Origin of the sequence: Pseudomonas sp. HN2, assembly GCF_020736465.1 — a bacterium.
GTDB lineage: Bacteria > Pseudomonadota > Gammaproteobacteria > Pseudomonadales > Pseudomonadaceae > Aquipseudomonas > Aquipseudomonas moraviensis_A.
On the sequence record NZ_CP085885.1, the window covers coordinates 962,736 to 979,968 of the forward strand.

Below are 17,233 nucleotides of genomic sequence, written 5' to 3' on the forward strand. Positions count from 1 at the left end.
ACGATCGGCGGTCCTGCATTGAGCCAAGCTCAAATCACTGCATCAACACTTCAATCGCGCCATCAGCCGTCATGCTGACCTGGCTGGTGCCGGCTTCAACTTCCGGTGTCACCGGGGCGGAATCCATGGCCGCTGCTTTCATCATCATCGGCGCACGCAGGTACGGCTGTGGATAACCGTTGCTGTTGAGGTTCAGGTTGACGATTTTATAGCCCTTGCCGCCCAAGGCATCGGTGGCCAGTTGCGCGCGGTTCTTGAAGGCGGTGACGGCTTCTTTGAGCAATTGGTCTTCACTGGCCTTGCGGGTCGGGTCGGCGATGGCGAAGTCCATGCCGCCCATTTTCAGGTCGGTCAGCAGTTCGCCGGTGAGTTTGGACAGGGCGGCGAAGTCGGTGCTTTCCAGGCGCAGTTCGGCGCGTTCGCGCCAGCCGGTGATCTTCTGGCCTTTGGTGTCATAGATCGGATAACTGTTGCGGCTGCCCGTGCGCAGGGTGATGTCTTTGACCTGTTTGGCCTGGGCGGTGGCCTTGTTCATGGTGGTGCTGATGGCGGCGGCGAGTTTGGCCGGGTCGGTGTTCTGCTCTTCGGTGTAGAGCGTCACGATCATCTGGTCGCGGGCGACTTCCTGGCTGACTTCGGCGCGCAGGGAAATCTGGTTGTAGTGCAGCTCATCGGCGGCCAGCGCCGGAAGGCTGGCGACGCTGCCGACGGTCAGGGCGAGGAGGGCGGCGCTGCGGCGAAATGTGTGCATGAAGGCTCCTTGAATGAGGCGCAGGTGTTGGGTCTCGGCCTGCGTGAACCATCAGACTCTAACTTCTATGATCCGGTTCGCCCAGTTACAACTTCGATACAGATCGGCCTGGTGGGGCGGCAGTGCCTTTGTGGCGAGGGAGCTTGCTCCCGCTCGGCTGCGCAGCAGTCGTAAAATCAGCAGCAGCGCTGTTTCAGAAAGATCATGGTAGCCGGGTTCGGGCCTGCTTCGCAGGCCAGCGGGAGCAAGCTCCCTCGCCACAGGTGATATGCCGCAACAAAAAATCGCCTCGTTTGAATTTACGGACAGCGCCATGTGGTCGTTTGCCGCACTTTCGCCTCTGAACCCCGCGCCTTGGTTATACTCCGTGCGATCCGCCTGGAGCGCTCATCAGGAGAGCTCATGCTCGCCCCCGTACAACTGACTTCCGCCACTCGCCAGAACCTCTGGCGGCTGACTTTCATCCGCACCCTGGTGCTGGCCGCGCAGGCCGGGTCCGTGGGCCTGGCGTACTGGCTGCAATTGTTGCCATTGCCGTGGGTGCAGCTGGCGATGACCCTTGGCTGTTCGATTCTGCTCTGCGTGTTCACGGCTGTGCGCCTGCGTACGTCGTGGCCGGTGACCGAGCTTGAATATGCGCTGCAACTGGCCTGCGATCTGGTGATCCACAGTGCGCTGCTGTATTTCTCCGGCGGCTCGACCAACCCGTTCGTTTCCTATTATCTGGTGCCGCTGACCATCGCGGCGGTGACGTTGCCGTGGCGTTATTCGGTGATTCTGTCCGGCATCGCACTGGCGCTGTACACGGTGATGCTGACGCGTTTCTACCCGCTGGAAACCTTGCCGGTCGCCCGTGAGAATCTGCAGATCTACGGCATGTGGCTGAGCTTCGCCCTCGCCGCTGCGGTTATCACATTCTTCGCCGCGCGCATGGCTGAAGAGCTGCGCCGGCAGGAAGAGTTGCGCGCGATTCGTCGCGAAGAAGGTCTGCGCGATCAGCAGTTGCTGGCCGTTGCGACCCAGGCTGCCGGTGCGGCGCATGAGCTGGGCACCCCGCTGGCGACCATGAGCGTGTTGCTCAAGGAAATGCAGCAGGATCACCCCGATGCACTGCTACAGGACGATCTGAAAGTGCTGCAGGATCAGGTCAAGCTGTGCAAGGAAACCTTGCAGCAACTGGTCCGCGCCGCTGAGGCCAACCGGCGTCTGGCGGTGGAGATGCAGGACGTCACCGATTGGCTCGACGAAGCGCTGAACCGCTGGCACCTGATGCGCCCGGAGGCCAGTTATCGCTTCCAGCGTCTCGGCCAGGGCACGGTGCCTCGCATGGCGCCGCCGCCGGATCTGACTCAGGCGCTGCTTAATTTGCTGAACAACGCTGCTGACGCCTGCCCGGAAAATCTCCAGGTGACGCTGGATTGGGATGCGGAAACGTTGACCATCAGCATTCGCGACCACGGCGCCGGTGTGCCGCTGGCCATTGCCGAGCAGATCGGCAAACCGTTTTTTACCACCAAGGGCAAAGGTTTCGGCCTGGGCCTGTTTTTGAGCAAGGCCAGCGTGACACGCGCCGGCGGCTCAGTGAAACTCTATAGTCATGAGGAAGGCGGCACGCTCACCGAGCTGCGCCTGCCTCACGGCGCCCGAGGAGACCAACATGAGTGACGAAATCCAAGTCGAAGGCGAAGAACTGCCGCATCTGCTGCTGGTCGACGACGACGCGACCTTCACCCGCGTCATGGCCCGTGCCATGGCCCGCCGTGGCTTTCGCGTCAGCACCGCCGGTTCCGCTGAAGAAGGCCTGACCATCGCCCAGGCCGATCTGCCTGATTACGCCGCGCTGGACCTGAAAATGGACGGCGATTCCGGCCTGGTGCTGCTGCCCAAACTGCTGGAGCTGGACCCGGAAATGCGCGTGGTGATCCTCACCGGTTATTCGAGCATTGCCACCGCGGTCGAGGCGATCAAGCGCGGCGCCTGCAACTATCTGTGCAAACCCGCCGATGCCGACGACGTACTGGCCGCGCTGCTGTCCGAGCACGCCGACCTCGACAGTCTGGTGCCGGAAAACCCGATGTCGGTCGACCGTCTGCAATGGGAGCACATCCAGCGCGTGCTCACCGAGCACGAAGGCAACATCTCCGCCACGGCGCGAGCGCTGGGCATGCACCGCCGCACCCTGCAGCGCAAACTGCAGAAACGTCCGGTGCGTCGCTGAACCTGCGCTGAACGACTATCGCCTGCCCTCGCGATAAATCGCGCCGATCATCTATGATCGGCGCGTGTCTGTTGTTTTTTCTATCGAGCCTTATCCATGAATCAGAACGCTGAATATTCCGCGGTCAACGATGCTGTGCGCGGGCAGTTTTTTCGCAAAGTCTGGGCGATGACCACGCCTTACTGGCGCAGCGAAGAGAAGGGCAAGGCCTGGACATTGCTGATTGCCGTGATCGCGCTGACGTTGTTCAGCGTATGGATCGCGGTGTGGCTGAACAGTTGGTACAAGGATTTCTACAACGCCCTGCAGAAAAAGGACGAGGCGGCGTTCTGCCAGTTGATCCTGTACTTCTGCGGTATTGCGGCTGTGGCGATTCTCGCTGCGGTTTATCGCCAATATCTGACGCAGATGCTGACCATTCGCTGGCGGGCATGGCTGACCGAAAAGCACTTCACCCGTTGGCTTGAACACAAGAATTACTATCAGCTGGAGCAGGGCGGTTACACCGATAACCCCGATCAGCGAATTTCCGAAGACCTTAATAAATTCACCGCGAACACGCTGGCGCTGGGCTTGGGCTTGATCCGTACGGTCGTCAGTCTGGTGTCGTTTTCGATCATCCTGTGGGGTGTGTCCGGGAGCATCGAGGTGTTCGGTTTCACTATTCCCGGCTATATGTTCTGGTGTGCACTGGTCTATGCGGCGGTCGGCAGTTGGCTGACGCACTTGATTGGTAGACGTCTGATCGGTTTGAACAACAACCAGCAGCGCTTTGAAGCCGACCTGCGTTTTTCGATGGTTCGGGTACGCGAAAACGCTGAAAGCATCGCGTTGTACAACGGCGAGCCGAATGAAAACCGTCGTTTGAGCAATCGCTTCGGACTGGTCTGGCATAACTTCTGGGACATCATGCGCGTGTCCAAGCGCCTGACGTTTTTCACTTCGGGCTATGGCCAGATCGCAATCATTTTTCCGTTCATCGTTGCAGCGCCGCGGTATTTCAGCGGCAAGATCGAGCTGGGTGAGCTGATGCAAATCAACTCGGCGTTCGGCAATGTGCAGGAGAACTTCAGTTGGTTCATCAGCGCTTACCAGGATCTGGCCGAGTGGCGGGCCACTTGCGATCGTCTGCTGAGTTTCCGCAATGCCATGAGCAACAACGAGGAGCGCGTGCCCGCCATCGGTGTGCAGAATCAGGGCAGCGAATTGCAAGTACATGACCTCGGCCTGGATCTGGCCGACGGTCGTCACCTGCTGACCAACGCCGATTTGACCGTGGAGGCGGGTGAGCGAGTGATGCTCAGCGGCCGTTCCGGCAGCGGCAAGTCCACTCTGCTGCGGGCGATGGGGCATTTGTGGCCGGCGGGGCACGGCAATATCCGGTTGCCGGCAGCGCGTTATCTGTTCCTGCCGCAGAAGCCTTATCTGCCCATCGGTACATTGCGTGAGGCACTGAGTTATCCACAACCGGGCGACACCTACGCGCCAGAGCGTTATGCACAAGTACTGGAAACCTGCCGTCTGCCGCACCTGGTTGGACGTCTGGATGAGGCCAATCACTGGCAGCGCATGCTCTCGCCGGGCGAGCAGCAACGCCTGGCCTTCGCCCGCGCACTTCTCTATGCACCGCAATGGCTGTACATGGACGAAGCCACTTCGGCGATGGATGAAGAGGACGAGGCGACGCTTTATCAGGCGTTGATCGATGAGATTCCGGGGTTGAGCATTGTCAGCGTCGGCCATCGAAGCAGTTTGAAACGATTCCATCCACGGCATGTGCGGATCGACAGCGGGCGTCTGGTGGAGCAACCCGTGACTGCCTGACGCCCACACAACCCCTGTAGGAGTGAGCCTGCTCGCGATAGCGTCGATAAATTCAACATGGATGTGGCTGATAGAACGCTATCGCGAGCAGGCTCACTCCTACAAAGGGTATGTGATCTGGGCGGTGATCGTACAACTCGCTTGAGCTATGATGGCCGCAAGCCGAACTTTCGAGACAAGATACAAATCATGGAAAAGCTGATCGACACCCCGCGCCTCCCCCGCAAGCGCCGCAGCCTCGCCCAGGAACTGGTGACGGTGTTGAGCGAGCAGATCCGCGATGGCCTGCTCAAGCGTGGCGACAAGTTGCCCACCGAGTCGGCGATCATGGAAGCCCATGGTGTCAGCCGCACTGTGGTGCGCGAAGCGATTTCCCGTTTGCAGGCTGCCGGTCAGGTGGAAACCCGCCACGGCATCGGCACCTTTGTTCTCGACACACCGAGCCCGAGCGGTTTCCGCATCGACCCGGCCACTGTCGTCACTCTGCGTGACGTCCTGGCGATTCTCGAATTGCGCATCAGCCTCGAAGTCGAATCCGCCGGCCTCGCCGCGCAACGTCGCAGCCCCGAGCAACTGGCAACCATGCGCGCCGCCCTCGACGCCCTGAACGAAAGCGCCTCGCATGCCAGCGATGCGGTGTCTTCGGACTTCGCTTTCCACCTGGAAATCGCCCTGTCCACTGGCAACCGCTACTTCACCGACATCATGACCCACCTGGGCACCAGCATCATTCCGCGTACGCGGCTGAACTCGGCGCGCCTGGCCCACGATGATCAACAGCATTACATGAGCCGCCTGAGCCGCGAGCACGAGGAAATCTACGACGCGATTGCCCGGCAGGATTCCGATGCGGCGCGTGCGGCGATGCGTCTGCACCTGACCAACAGCCGCGAAAGACTGCGCCAGGCCCATGAAGAAGCGCAGGCGCAGGGCTGAGGTTGGATCAGCCTTTAAGCGTGATTTCCAATGGTAATGATTGCCGGACGTTGCCTGCTCTGTCGTTGGAGTACTGCAAGCGCGCATTCATGCCAGCTTTGAGCATTCTTTCAAATGGCGCTTTCGGGATTGCAAACTCAACGGACTTTCCAGCGGAGCTTTCAGTCAGTACTACGGAATGTGACCACTGCTCGGCGCCGTCAGAGTCGTACACGTTCAGTGTAATTGTGTCCCCTGAGGCCGCTTCTTGAGACGCAGGTACTATTCCGTGAGCGGGGTCCACCAGGCTAGGTACGTGCAGGACGCCATTGATTGCTTCCTTCAGCACAGGCGCTGGCAGCATTTGGATAGCGAAACGTTTATCTGTCATGTTCAAAATCCTTTTAGTTGTCGAAACGAGCCGTTGGCAGCTCAAGCTGATTAACGTATGGATCGCGAAAGCCTGGCACCTGTAAGAAATACCAGTCCCGACCAACGGTCATTCCTCAAACACCCAATCCCTCACGCCTCAACCCGCAACCTCAACGCCTGCGAATACGGTTCCATACTCGACTCATCGCGAAATTTGTACCTCAGCTCCACCTCGCGGTTCAGATACGGTTGCAGTGCCTCTTTCGGCAGTTGCACCTCGATGTCGAACAGCTTTTCCATTTCATCCTCGGCGTCGTCCCACGCGCCAGTGTCCACTTCATCGCCTTCCCATTCAGGCTCTTCGGCATCGCTGCCGAGGATCGCGTAAACGCTCCAGTTCGCTGCGAAATCGCTGGAATCCGGCACCTGCACGGTGAGGATGTCCGGCAGTCGCGAGAGTTGAACGGTGACGCAGTCGTCCTGCGCAGGGGCGGCGTGGGGGAGGGTGGGGGCGGCAAAATGCATCGACATAAAGGCTTCCTTTGAGTGGTCCGCCACGATCCTTCGTGGCAGTCGACGTACTTTACGAGCCGCTGGTCCCTCAGGAATTAAACGAATCCAGACCAGATATTTCCGCGAGCGAAGGCTTCAAGGACAGGCCTTCCAGCGATTTCAGCAAGCGCAAAAAGCGATTTTGTCGGACAAAAAAGCGCTGCCAACGATGAAATGCAGTTGACGGTTATCTTTTAAGTTGTACGATGACCTACAACTTCGGCGAAGGCTGAACGGTCCACTCACAATAAAACGTTGCTACCAGGGTGTTCGAATAATGAATCCACAAGAACTGAAGTCCATCCTCTCTGCCGGCCTGCTGTCTTTCCCGGTGACCGATTTCAACGCGCAGGGCGATTTCAACCGCGCGGGCTACATCAAACGCCTGGAATGGCTGGCTCCGTATGGCGCTTCGGCTCTGTTCGCTGCCGGCGGCACCGGTGAGTTCTTCTCCCTGGCCGCCAGCGAATACTCGGAAATCATCAAGACTGCCGTCGACACCTGCGCCACCAGCGTGCCAATCCTCGCCGGCGTCGGTGGTTCGACCCGTCAGGCCATCGAATACGCTCAGGAAGCCGAACGTCTGGGCGCCAAAGGCCTGTTGCTGCTGCCGCACTACCTGACCGAAGCGAGCCAGGACGGTGTTGCCGCGCACGTTGAAGCCGTGTGCAAATCGGTGAAGATCGGCGTGGTCGTCTACAACCGCAACGTTTGCCGCCTCACCGCACCGCTGCTGGAACGTCTGGCCGAGCGCTGCCCGAACCTGATCGGTTACAAGGATGGCCTGGGCGATATCGAGTTGATGGTGTCGATCCGTCGCCGCCTCGGTGATCGTTTCAGCTACCTGGGTGGTCTGCCGACCGCCGAAGTCTACGCCGCTGCCTACAAGGCGCTGGGCGTGCCGGTGTACTCCTCGGCGGTGTTCAACTTCATCCCGAAAACCGCGATGGACTTCTACCACGCGATCGCTCGCGAAGATCACGCCACCGTCGGCAAGATCATCGACGACTTCTTCCTGCCATACCTGGACATCCGCAACCGCAAGGCCGGTTACGCCGTGAGCATCGTCAAGGCAGGTGCAAAAATCGCCGGCTATGACGCAGGCCCGGTGCGGGCACCGCTGACCGACCTGACCGGCGAAGAGTACGAAATGCTCGCTGCGCTGATCGACAAGCAAGGCGCGCAGTAAACGAGAAAAGCGAGGCCGCTGAGCAATCAGCGGCTTTTTGCGTGAAGGCTTTTAGAGTTGAGGGCTGCCCTGTGACAACTGCAAAACGCTACGACAACTACATCAACGGCGAATGGGTCGCCGGTGCCGATTACTCGGCCAACATCAACCCGTCCGAACTCAGCGACACCATCGGCGACTACGCCAAGGCTGATCTGACTCAGGTCAACGCCGCCATCGACGCCGCTCGCGCTGCGTTTCCGGCGTATTCCACTTCGGGCATTCAGGCCCGTCACGATTCGCTGGATAAAGTCGGCACTGAAATCCTCGCCCGTCGCGAAGAACTCGGCACGCTGCTGGCCCGTGAAGAGGGCAAGACCCTGCCGGAAGCGATCGGTGAAGTGACCCGCGCCGGCAACATTTTCAAATTCTTCGCCGGTGAGTGCCTGCGTCTGTCCGGTGACTACGTGCCGTCGGTACGCCCGGGCGTCAACGTTGAAGTCACTCGCGAAGCGCTGGGCGTGGTCGGTCTGATCACCCCGTGGAACTTCCCGATCGCCATCCCGGCGTGGAAAATCGCCCCGGCGCTGGCCTACGGCAACTGCGTCGTGCTCAAGCCTGCCGATCTGGTTCCGGGCTGCGCCTGGGCGCTGGCGGAAATCATCTCCCGCGCAGGCTTCCCGGCCGGTGTGTTCAACCTAGTGATGGGCAGCGGTCGTGTGGTTGGCGATGCCTTGGTGCAGAGCCCGAAAGTCGACGGCATCAGCTTCACCGGTTCGGTAGGCGTTGGCCGGCAGATCGCGGTCAACTGCGTTTCGCGTCAGGCCAAGGTTCAGCTGGAAATGGGTGGCAAGAACCCGCAGATCATTCTCGACGACGCCGACCTCAAGCAAGCGGTCGAGCTGTCGGTGCAGAGCGCGTTCTACTCCACCGGCCAGCGTTGCACGGCGTCGAGCCGTCTGATCGTCACCGCCGGCATTCACGACAAGTTCGTTGAGGCCATGGCCGAGCGCATGAAGTCGATCAAGGTCGGTCACGCGCTGAAAGCCGGCACTGACATCGGTCCGGTGGTCTCCCAGGCGCAGCTTGAACAGGACATGAAGTACATCGACATCGGCCAGTCCGAAGGTGCACGTCTGGTCAGCGGTGGTGGTGTGGTGACCTGCGATACCGAAGGCTACTTCCTCGCACCAACGCTGTTCGCCGACAGTGAAGCGTCGATGCGTATCAGCCGCGAAGAGATCTTCGGCCCGGTCGCCAACATTGTGCGGGTGGCCGATTACGACGCCGCGCTGGCGATGGCCAATGACACCGAATTCGGCCTGTCGGCCGGCATCGCGACCACCTCGCTGAAGTACGCCAACCACTTCAAGCGCCACTCCCAGGCCGGGATGGTGATGGTCAACCTGCCGACTGCCGGCGTGGATTACCACGTACCGTTCGGTGGCCGTAAAGGCTCGTCCTATGGCTCCCGTGAGCAAGGCCGCTATGCGCAAGAGTTCTACACGGTCGTGAAGACCAGTTACATCGGCTCCTGATACACGCAATACCCCTGTAGGAGCTGCCGAAGGCTGCGATCTTTGCTTCTGAAGATCAAAAGATCGCAGCCTTCGGCAGCTCCTACAGGGAACACCCGGCAAACCGGGGACCAAAGAAGCTTCACCCGCGCATAAAAATAATCAGTGGGAGTACATCTGCATGCAATCCTCCAAGCCGACTCACGTCCGCTATTTGATCCTGCTCATGCTGTTTCTGGTGACGACGATCAACTACGCCGACCGTGCCACGATCGCCATTGCCGGTTCCAGCCTGCAAAAGGATCTGGGCATTGACGCCGTTACCCTCGGCTACATCTTCTCCGCATTCGGTTGGGCCTACGTCGCCGGGCAAATTCCCGGTGGCTGGTTGCTTGATCGCTTCGGCTCGAAAAAAGTCTATGCCCTGAGCATTTTCACCTGGTCGCTGTTCACCGTGCTGCAAGGCTTCGTCGGTGAATTCGGCATGTCCACGGCAGTGGTTGCGCTGTTCATGCTGCGCTTCCTCGTGGGCCTGGCCGAAGCGCCATCGTTCCCCGGCAACGCGCGCATCGTCGCCGCGTGGTTCCCGACCGCTGAACGCGGCACCGCTTCGGCGATCTTCAACTCGGCGCAGTACTTTGCCACCGTGTTGTTCGCGCCGCTGATGGGCTGGATCGTCTACAGCTTCGGCTGGGAGCACGTGTTCATCGTCATGGGTATCCTCGGCATCGTGTTCTCGCTGGTATGGCTGAAAGTCATCTACAGCCCGCGTGAGCACCCACGCGTCAACGAGGCCGAGTTCAAGCACATCGCTGACAACGGCGGCATGGTCGACATGGATCAGAAGGGCAAGAAGTCCGACGGTCCGAAGTGGGACTACATCCGTCAGCTGCTGACCAACCGCATGATGCTCGGCGTTTATCTGGGCCAGTACTGCATCAACGGCATCACCTATTTCTTCCTGACCTGGTTCCCGGTGTATCTGGTGCAAGAGCGTGGCATGACCATTCTCAAGGCCGGTTTCATCGCTTCGTTGCCGGCGATCTGCGGCTTTATCGGCGGCGTGCTCGGCGGGGTGATTTCCGATTACCTGCTGCGCAAGGGCCACTCGCTGACCTTCGCCCGCAAGGCGCCGATCATCGCCGGTCTGCTGGTATCGAGCAGCATCGTTGCGTGCAACTATGTTGAAGTGGAATGGATGGTGGTTGGCTTCATGGCCCTGGCATTCTTCGGCAAAGGCGTTGGCGCACTGGGCTGGGCGGTGGTCTCCGACACTTCGCCGAAACAGATCGCCGGTCTGAGCGGTGGCCTGTTCAACACCTTCGGCAACATCGCTTCGATCACCACGCCGATCGTGATTGGCTACATCATCAGCTCCACCGGTTCGTTCAAATGGGCGCTGGTGTTTGTCGGCGCCAACGCACTGGTCGCGGTGTTCAGCTACCTGGTGATCGTCGGCCCGATCAAGCGTGTGGTGTTGAAAGAGCCGCCAGCCAAGGGCGGCAACGAAGCCACCGGCAATTTGTCTCAAGCGCATTCCTGAGGAGCGGCGTCATGCAGTTGATTGAACATTCCGACTCGCCGCGCTACATCCGCCTGCACGAGCGGGACAACGTTGTAGTGGTGGTCAACGATCAGGGCGTACCGGCCGGTACCGAGTTTGCCGATGGCCTGGTCACCGTGGATTTCGTGCCACAGAGCCACAAGGTCACCCTGGAGGAAATTCCCGAGGGCGGCCCGGTGATTCGTTACGGGCAGATCATTGGCTACGCATTGCAGCCGATCCGTCGTGGCAGTTGGGTCAAGGAAGATCAACTGCGCATGCCGACCGCGCCGCCGCTCGACAGCCTGCCGCTGTCCACCGACGTGCCGGCCGCGCAGGCACCGCTGGAAGGCTTCACCTTCGAGGGGTATCGCAACGCCGACGGCACCGTCGGCACGCGCAACATTCTCGGGATTACCACGACCGTACAGTGCGTCACCGGCGTGCTCGATCACGCGGTCAAGCGCATCAAGGAAGAGCTGCTGCCGAAGTACCCGCACGTCGATGACGTGGTGGCGCTGACTCACAGTTACGGCTGCGGCGTGGCGATCACCGCCACCGACGCCTACATCCCGATTCGCACCGTGCGCAATCTGGCGCGCAACCCGAACCTGGGCGGCGAGGCGCTGGTGATCAGTCTGGGCTGCGAGAAATTGCAGGCCGGGCAGGTGATGCACGAGGACGATGCGTCTGTGGATCTCAGCGATCCGTGGCTGTACCGCTTGCAGGACTCCAGTCACGGTTTCACCGAAATGATCGAGCAGATCATGGAACTGGCTGAAGTCCGTTTGAAGAAACTCGACCAGCGCCGCCGCGAAACCGTGCCGGCCTCCGAGCTGATTCTCGGCATGCAGTGCGGCGGCAGTGACGCGTTCTCTGGCATCACTGCCAATCCGGCACTGGGTTATGCCTCGGACTTGCTATTGCGTGCGGGGGCGACGGTGATGTTTTCCGAAGTCACCGAAGTGCGCGATGCGATCTACCTGCTGACCTCACGGGCGCAGACGCAGACCGTCGCCGAAGAGCTGGTGCGCGAGATGGACTGGTACGACCGTTACCTGGCCAAGGGCGAGGCTGATCGCAGCGCCAACACCACGCCGGGCAACAAGAAGGGCGGGTTGTCGAACATTGTCGAGAAGTCGCTGGGCTCGATCGTCAAGTCCGGCAGCAGCGCGATCAACGGCGTGCTCGGCCCGGGCGAGCGTTTCAAGCAGAAGGGTCTGATTTTCTGCGCAACGCCGGCCAGCGATTTTGTCTGCGGTACGCTGCAACTGGCGGCGGGGATGAATTTGCACGTGTTCACCACTGGTCGCGGTACGCCTTACGGGCTGGCCATGGCGCCGGTGGTCAAAGTGTCGACCCGCACCGAACTGGCGCAGCGCTGGCCGGACCTGATCGACATCGATGCCGGGCGCATTGCTACCGGGCGCGCGACCATCGAAGAACTCGGCTGGGAGCTGTTTCACTATTACCTGGATGTTGCCAGTGGCAAGCAACAGACCTGGGCGGAGAAACACAAGCTGCACAACGACATCACCTTGTTCAACCCGGCGCCGATTACCTGATCGTTGCAGGGAAGATCAAAAGCCCCCTCACCCCAGCCCTCTCCCGGAGGGAGAGGGGGCCGACCCGGGAATATTCGCGAAGCACACCGACCTGAAACGGCTTTACCGAATCCATAGTCGACTCGGTCTTTCAGGTCGATGTATGACGCAAGACATCTTGGTCAGTCCCCTCTCCCTTCGGGAGAGGGTTAGGGTGAGGGGCTTTTGCCTTTCAGCTTTCGGCTTTTGGATTGAGGCCATAGCGCCGCAAGTGGCTTATCATTAGCCCCCTATCGACGCTCACCCAAGGCTCTCCGGCATGCTGGCAATCTTTCTCGAAACCCTGAACATCACCGCGCCGGTGTTTGCCATGCTGTTTCTCGGTGTGCTGCTCAAGCGCATCGACTGGATCAACGACAACTTCATTCACACGGCCTCGTCGCTGGTGTTCAACGTCACGATGCCGGCGCTGCTGTTTCTCGGCATCCTCCACGCTGACCTGCACGCCGCGCTGCAACCTTCGCTCCTCATTTACTTTTCCCTGGCCACCCTGGTGAGCTTTGCCGTGGCCTGGGGCTGGGCGATTTTCAAGTGTCCGCGTGAAGATCGCGGCATTTACACCCAGGGCGCGTTTCGCGGCAACAACGGCGTGATCGGTCTGGCGCTCGCCGCGAGCATGTATGGCGATTATGGTATTTCCCTCGGGGCGATTCTCGCGGCGCTGGTGATCCTGTTCTACAACACGCTGTCGACCATTGTGCTGGCGGTGTACAGCCCGGTGATCAAATCCGATCCGTGGAGTATCTGTAAAAGCGTGTTCAGCAATCCACTGATCATCAGCGTGATTTCGGCTGCGCCGTTCGCCTATTTCAAGATCGGCCTGCCGGGCTGGCTGGAAACCTCCGGCCAGTATCTGGCGCAGACCACTTTGCCGCTGGCGCTGATTTGTATCGGTGGCACGCTGTCACTGGCGGCGCTGCGCAAGAGCGGCAACATGGCGCTCAGCTCCAGTCTGGTGAAGATGGTCGGTCTGCCGATACTGGCAACCCTCGGAGCCTGGTTGTGGGGCTTTCGCGGCGCGGAGTTGGGGATTCTGTTTCTCTACTTCGGTAGTCCGACGGCGGCGGCGAGTTTCGTCATGGCCCGGGCGGCGCAGGGCAATCATGAGCTGGCGGCGGCGATTATCGTGATGACCACGTTGATGGCGGCGATCACCACCAATGTCGGGATCTTCGTGTTGCAGTGGGGTGGGTGGATCTGATCTGGATTTTGCGGTGTTGCTCATGGCCCCATCGCGAGCAGGCTCGCTCCCACATGTGAAATGCATTCCCCTGTAGGAGTGAGCCTGCTCGCGATGGCTATTTCAGCCGCGCCGAATCACTCCGGCTTCTGGTAGGTCTCAATCACTTCCTGCGCCGCGCGAAACGCATCAATCGCCGCCGGCACGCCGGCATACACCGCGCAATGCAGCAACGCCTCACGAATCTCGTCCACCGTGCAACCGTTGTTCAACGCACCACGCACGTGGCCCTTCAACTCCTGCGGGCACTTCAATGCAGTCAGCGCTGCAAGGGTAATCAGGCTGCGGATTTTCAGCGACAAGCCTTGGCGATTCCACACGCCGCCCCACGCATGTTCATTGACGAAATCCTGCAACGGCTGGGTAAATTCAGTGGCATTGCCCAGCGCGCGATCAACGAACGCATCGCCCATGACCTGACGACGGATTTCAACCCCGGACTGCTTCGACTCGCTCATGGCACATCTCTCTTGTGGTGTTGGCGACGCCAGGCGCGGATCGACGTGAACGCCAGAAACGTCAGCAGCGCCGGCAGGACATAAAACAGCATCAAGCGCTCGAGCTTGCCGGCCAGCGGCATGCCGGTGGTGAACGACACCACGTGCAGCCCGTAGACCAGATACAAACCCAGCAGCAGCAAGCCTTCAGCCCGGGTCACGCGGTAGCCGGAATAGAACACCGGCAGACACAGCGCGGCGACGCCGAGCATCACCGGCAAGTCGAAATCCAGCGCGTTGGGCGAAACCGAAAGCGGCGCCGGTGCGAGCAACGCGGTCAGCCCCAGCACCCCGAGCAGGTTGAACAGATTGGCGCCGATCACGTTGCCCACGGCAATGTCGCGCTGCCCGCGCAACGCGGCGATCAGCGAGGTCGCCAGTTCCGGCAGCGAAGTGCCGACCGCGACGACCGTCAGGCCGATGACCCGTTCCGACAGCCCAAGGTCGGTGGCCACGGCCACGGCGGCGCCGAGCAACAAGCGGCCGGCGAAAACCAGCAGGGTCAGGCCAGCGAGAATCATCAGCACACTGATCAGCCAGGATTGCTGCGTTTCCGGCGGCTCTGCGCCATGGGGGCGGGTCGAATGTCGCGACTGGCGAAACAGCAAGCCGAGATACAGCGCCAGAGCGCCGAGCAAAAGAATGCCGTCGAAGCGTCCGAGGTCTTTGTTCCAGGCGAGGATGAACACCAGCAGGCTGGCGCCGATCATCAGCGGGATATCCAGGCGCACCAGTTGCCGAGACACGCGCAGTGGGATGATCAGCGCCGACAGGCCGAGGGTCACCAGAATGTTGAAGATGCCGCTGCCGACCACGCTGCCGACGGCGATGTCGGGGTTGTGGGTCAGCGCCGCTTGCAGGCTGACGGTCATCTGCGGCGCGCTGCTGCCGAGGGCGACGATGGTCAGGCCGATGATCAGCGGACGTACATGCAGCCGCTCGGCCAGGCGCACGGCGGCCCGCACCATCAGCTCGGCGCCGATGATCAAGAGACACAAGCCGCTGAACAGTTCGATGACGTTGATCAGCGGCAGATCAGCTAGTGCGAAAATGGTCGGCGCTCCATCAGTCGAGGGCCTGCACGCGAACCCGCGCGGTGCCGCTGCGCAGCATGCCGAGCTGTTCGGCGGCCTCGCGGGACACGTCGATCAGGCGTCCACGGGTATGCGGGCCACGATCATTGATACGGACCACGACGGATTCATCGTTTTTCAGGTTGGTGACCTTCACCCGTGTGCCGAAGGGTAGTTGGCGGTGGGCGGCGGTCAGGGAATTCTGGTTGAACGCCTCGCCGCTGGCGGTGCGTTTACCGTGGTGTCTGGCTCCGTAATAGGAGGCGACGCCGGTCTGGTCGTAACCGTGCGGGTCGATGGTGTCAGTACTGGCGCAACCGGCCAGCAGGGAGAGCAGGGCGCTGCTCAAAAACAGGCGCTTCATTCAAGGTTTCCCGGATCAAATGTAGGAGTGAGCCTGCTCGCGATAGCGGTTCGACAGTCACTTTTTCAGTGTCTGACATTTCGCTATCGCGAGCAGGCTCACTCCTACAGGGGATGGAGCCAGGCTTTGGATCTGGCTCCATTGTGGTCAGCCTTCGAGCTTGCTTTTCAGCAGTTCGTTCACCTGCTGCGGGTTGGCCTTGCCTTTGGAGGCTTTCATGGCCTGGCCCACGAAGAAGCCGAACATCTTGCCGCGTTTGGCTTCGTCTGCCGCGCGGTACTGTTCGACCTGTTCGGCGTTGGCTGCGAGCATTTCGTCGAGCACCGCGGAGATTGCGCCAGTGTCGGTGACCTGCTTGAGGCCGCGCTTTTCGATGATCTCGTCAGCACTGCCTTCGCCATTGGCCATCGCTTCGAACACCACTTTGGCAATCTTGCCGGAAATGGTGTTGTCCTTGATGCGCTGGAGCATGCCGCCCAGTTGCTCGGCGGACACTGGCGAATCCTCGATGTCCAGGCCCTGCTTGTTGAGCAGGCTGCCCAACTCGACCATCACCCAGTTCGCCGCCAGTTTCGCGTCGCCACCGATGGCCGCGACTTTCTCGAAGTAATCCGCCTGCTCACGGCTGGTGGCCAGCACGTTGGCGTCGTAGGCCGACAGACCGAACTGGCTCTGGAAGCGCTCGCGCTTTTGCGGTGGCAGTTCCGGCAAGGTCGCACGCACTTCACCGAGGAACGACTCTTCGATGACCACCGGCAGCAAGTCCGGATCGGGGAAGTAACGGTAGTCGTTGGCTTCCTCTTTCGAACGCATTGGACGGGTCTCGTCCTTGTTCGGATCGTACAGGCGAGTCTGCTGAATCACTTTGCCGCCGTCTTCGATCAGTTCGATCTGGCGCTGGATTTCGGAGTTGATCGCCTTCTCGATGAAGCGGAACGAGTTGACGTTCTTGATCTCGCAGCGGGTGCCGAATTCGACCTGGCCTTTCGGGCGCACCGAGACGTTGCAGTCGCAACGCAGCGAGCCTTCGGCCATGTTGCCGTCGCAGATGCCCAGATAACGCACCAGCGCGTGGATCGCCTTGACGTAAGCCACGGCTTCCTTGGCGCTGCGCATGTCCGGCTCGGAGACGATTTCCAGCAGCGGCGTGCCGGCACGGTTGAGGTCGATGCCGGTGGCGCCGTTGAACTCTTCGTGCAGGCTCTTGCCGGCGTCTTCTTCCAGATGCGCACGGGTGATGCCGACGCGTTTGACCGTGCCGTCTTCCAGGGCGATGTCCAGGTGGCCCTTGCCGACGATCGGCAATTCCATCTGGCTGATCTGGTAGCCCTTCGGCAGGTCCGGATAGAAGTAGTTCTTACGGGCGAACACGTTGTGCTGGCCGATCTCGGCGTCAATCGCCAGACCGAACATCACCGCCATGCGCACCGCTTCCTGGTTGAGCACCGGCAGCACGCCGGGCATGCCCAGGTCGATCAGGCTGGCCTGGGTGTTCGGCTCGGAACCGAAGGTGGTGGAACTACCGGAAAAGATTTTCGACCGGGTGGTGAGCTGAGTGTGAATCTCCAGCCCGATCACGACTTCCCATTGCATGT

General features: G+C 60.5%; 16 protein-coding genes. 9 read left to right on the forward strand and 7 right to left on the reverse strand.

Going from position 1 to position 17,233, the window contains the following annotated elements:
- Nucleotides 1-34 precede the first annotated feature (34 nt).
- Nucleotides 35-751, reverse strand: coding sequence for an SIMPL domain-containing protein (locus LIS66_RS04070; protein WP_064364477.1), 717 nt, complete (start codon nt 749-751; stop codon nt 35-37).
- 402 nt (nt 752-1,153) lie between these two features.
- On the opposite strand from LIS66_RS04070, the gene LIS66_RS04075 reads away from it, so the two are divergent.
- From LIS66_RS04075 to LIS66_RS04090, 4 genes are all read left to right on the forward strand, one after another.
- Complete coding sequence (locus tag LIS66_RS04075) at nt 1,154-2,416, forward strand: ATP-binding protein (protein ID WP_042608786.1); 1,263 nt, start codon at nt 1,154-1,156, stop codon at nt 2,414-2,416.
- The gene (locus tag LIS66_RS04080) at nt 2,409-2,969 is read left to right on the forward strand and encodes a response regulator transcription factor (RefSeq protein WP_003221630.1); all 561 of its coding nucleotides are present in this window, start codon (nt 2,409-2,411) and stop codon (nt 2,967-2,969) included. The genes LIS66_RS04075 and LIS66_RS04080 overlap by 8 nt, the downstream gene beginning before the upstream one ends.
- Before the next feature lie 96 nt (nt 2,970-3,065).
- Nucleotides 3,066-4,793, forward strand: coding sequence for an ABC transporter ATP-binding protein/permease (locus LIS66_RS04085; protein ID WP_227973685.1), 1,728 nt, complete (start codon nt 3,066-3,068; stop codon nt 4,791-4,793).
- Between the two features lie 189 nt (nt 4,794-4,982).
- Nucleotides 4,983-5,729 carry a FadR/GntR family transcriptional regulator gene (locus tag LIS66_RS04090; protein ID WP_110603732.1) on the forward strand — a complete coding sequence of 249 codons (747 nt, stop codon included), beginning with the start codon at nt 4,983-4,985 and terminating at the stop codon, nt 5,727-5,729.
- Nucleotides 5,730-5,736: 7 nt separating this feature from the next.
- Here LIS66_RS04090 and LIS66_RS04095 read toward each other — a convergent pair whose 3' ends face one another.
- Nucleotides 5,737-6,099 carry a hypothetical protein gene (locus tag LIS66_RS04095; RefSeq protein ID WP_227973686.1) on the reverse strand — a complete coding sequence of 121 codons (363 nt, stop codon included), beginning with the start codon at nt 6,097-6,099 and terminating at the stop codon, nt 5,737-5,739.
- A gap of 131 nt (nt 6,100-6,230) precedes the next feature.
- Nucleotides 6,231-6,611, reverse strand: a complete 381-nt coding sequence (locus LIS66_RS04100) for a hypothetical protein (RefSeq protein WP_227973687.1) — start codon at nt 6,609-6,611, stop codon at nt 6,231-6,233.
- A 298-nt stretch (nt 6,612-6,909) separates the two neighbouring features.
- Between LIS66_RS04100 and kdgD the strand changes: the two genes are divergently transcribed.
- The 5 genes from kdgD to LIS66_RS04125 all read left to right on the forward strand — a co-directional run bounded on the left by kdgD (nt 6,910) and on the right by LIS66_RS04125 (nt 13,665).
- A complete protein-coding gene (kdgD, locus tag LIS66_RS04105; RefSeq protein ID WP_039759443.1) occupies nt 6,910-7,821 on the forward strand; it encodes a 5-dehydro-4-deoxyglucarate dehydratase in 912 nt (303 codons plus the stop codon).
- 71 nt (nt 7,822-7,892) lie between these two features.
- Nucleotides 7,893-9,338: an aldehyde dehydrogenase family protein gene (locus LIS66_RS04110; RefSeq protein ID WP_042608781.1), complete on the forward strand. Its 1,446-nt coding sequence runs from the start codon at nt 7,893-7,895 to the stop codon at nt 9,336-9,338.
- 160 nt (nt 9,339-9,498) lie between these two features.
- Nucleotides 9,499-10,860 (forward strand): MFS transporter, encoded by a 1,362-nt coding sequence (locus tag LIS66_RS04115; protein ID WP_051600602.1) that lies wholly within the window; start codon nt 9,499-9,501, stop codon nt 10,858-10,860.
- 11 nt (nt 10,861-10,871) lie between these two features.
- Nucleotides 10,872-12,425 (forward strand): galactarate dehydratase, encoded by a 1,554-nt coding sequence (gene garD, locus LIS66_RS04120; RefSeq protein WP_042608779.1) that lies wholly within the window; start codon nt 10,872-10,874, stop codon nt 12,423-12,425.
- Nucleotides 12,426-12,723: 298 nt separating this feature from the next.
- A complete protein-coding gene (locus tag LIS66_RS04125; protein WP_042608778.1) occupies nt 12,724-13,665 on the forward strand; it encodes an AEC family transporter in 942 nt (313 codons plus the stop codon).
- A 116-nt stretch (nt 13,666-13,781) separates the two neighbouring features.
- Here the strand turns inward: LIS66_RS04125 and LIS66_RS04130 are convergent, their stop codons facing one another.
- The 4 genes from LIS66_RS04130 to gatB all read right to left on the reverse strand — a co-directional run bounded on the left by LIS66_RS04130 (nt 13,782) and on the right by gatB (nt 17,231).
- Nucleotides 13,782-14,162 (reverse strand): carboxymuconolactone decarboxylase family protein, encoded by a 381-nt coding sequence (locus tag LIS66_RS04130; RefSeq protein ID WP_227973688.1) that lies wholly within the window; start codon nt 14,160-14,162, stop codon nt 13,782-13,784.
- Nucleotides 14,159-15,169 (reverse strand): calcium/sodium antiporter, encoded by a 1,011-nt coding sequence (locus tag LIS66_RS04135; RefSeq protein ID WP_064364547.1) that lies wholly within the window; start codon nt 15,167-15,169, stop codon nt 14,159-14,161. The genes LIS66_RS04130 and LIS66_RS04135 overlap by 4 nt, the downstream gene beginning before the upstream one ends.
- Before the next feature lie 97 nt (nt 15,170-15,266).
- The gene (locus LIS66_RS04140; RefSeq protein WP_227973689.1) at nt 15,267-15,638 is read right to left on the reverse strand and encodes a septal ring lytic transglycosylase RlpA family protein; all 372 of its coding nucleotides are present in this window, start codon (nt 15,636-15,638) and stop codon (nt 15,267-15,269) included.
- A 147-nt stretch (nt 15,639-15,785) separates the two neighbouring features.
- Complete coding sequence (gene gatB / locus LIS66_RS04145; protein WP_016771702.1) at nt 15,786-17,231, reverse strand: Asp-tRNA(Asn)/Glu-tRNA(Gln) amidotransferase subunit GatB; 1,446 nt, start codon at nt 17,229-17,231, stop codon at nt 15,786-15,788.
- Nucleotides 17,232-17,233: the final 2 nt, after the last annotated feature.

Excerpts from the sequence above, each read along its gene's own strand:
- LIS66_RS04070 (WP_064364477.1), bottom strand. The coding sequence starts at position 751 with ATGCACACATTTCGCCGCAGCGCCGCCCTCCTCGCCCTGACCGTCGGC.
- LIS66_RS04075 (WP_042608786.1), top strand. The coding sequence starts at position 1,154 with ATGCTCGCCCCCGTACAACTGACTTCCGCCACTCGCCAGAACCTCTGG.
- LIS66_RS04080 (WP_003221630.1), top strand. The coding sequence starts at position 2,409 with ATGAGTGACGAAATCCAAGTCGAAGGCGAAGAACTGCCGCATCTGCTG.
- LIS66_RS04085 (WP_227973685.1), top strand. The coding sequence starts at position 3,066 with ATGAATCAGAACGCTGAATATTCCGCGGTCAACGATGCTGTGCGCGGG.
- LIS66_RS04090 (WP_110603732.1), top strand. The coding sequence starts at position 4,983 with ATGGAAAAGCTGATCGACACCCCGCGCCTCCCCCGCAAGCGCCGCAGC.
- LIS66_RS04095 (WP_227973686.1), bottom strand. The coding sequence starts at position 6,099 with ATGACAGATAAACGTTTCGCTATCCAAATGCTGCCAGCGCCTGTGCTG.
- LIS66_RS04100 (WP_227973687.1), bottom strand. The coding sequence starts at position 6,611 with ATGTCGATGCATTTTGCCGCCCCCACCCTCCCCCACGCCGCCCCTGCG.
- kdgD (WP_039759443.1), top strand. The coding sequence starts at position 6,910 with ATGAATCCACAAGAACTGAAGTCCATCCTCTCTGCCGGCCTGCTGTCT.
- LIS66_RS04115 (WP_051600602.1), top strand. The coding sequence starts at position 9,499 with ATGCAATCCTCCAAGCCGACTCACGTCCGCTATTTGATCCTGCTCATG.
- garD (WP_042608779.1), top strand. The coding sequence starts at position 10,872 with ATGCAGTTGATTGAACATTCCGACTCGCCGCGCTACATCCGCCTGCAC.
- LIS66_RS04125 (WP_042608778.1), top strand. The coding sequence starts at position 12,724 with ATGCTGGCAATCTTTCTCGAAACCCTGAACATCACCGCGCCGGTGTTT.
- LIS66_RS04130 (WP_227973688.1), bottom strand. The coding sequence starts at position 14,162 with ATGAGCGAGTCGAAGCAGTCCGGGGTTGAAATCCGTCGTCAGGTCATG.
- LIS66_RS04135 (WP_064364547.1), bottom strand. The coding sequence starts at position 15,169 with ATGGTGCGGGCCGCCGTGCGCCTGGCCGAGCGGCTGCATGTACGTCCG.
- LIS66_RS04140 (WP_227973689.1), bottom strand. The coding sequence starts at position 15,638 with ATGAAGCGCCTGTTTTTGAGCAGCGCCCTGCTCTCCCTGCTGGCCGGT.
- gatB (WP_016771702.1), bottom strand. The coding sequence starts at position 17,231 with ATGCAATGGGAAGTCGTGATCGGGCTGGAGATTCACACTCAGCTCACC.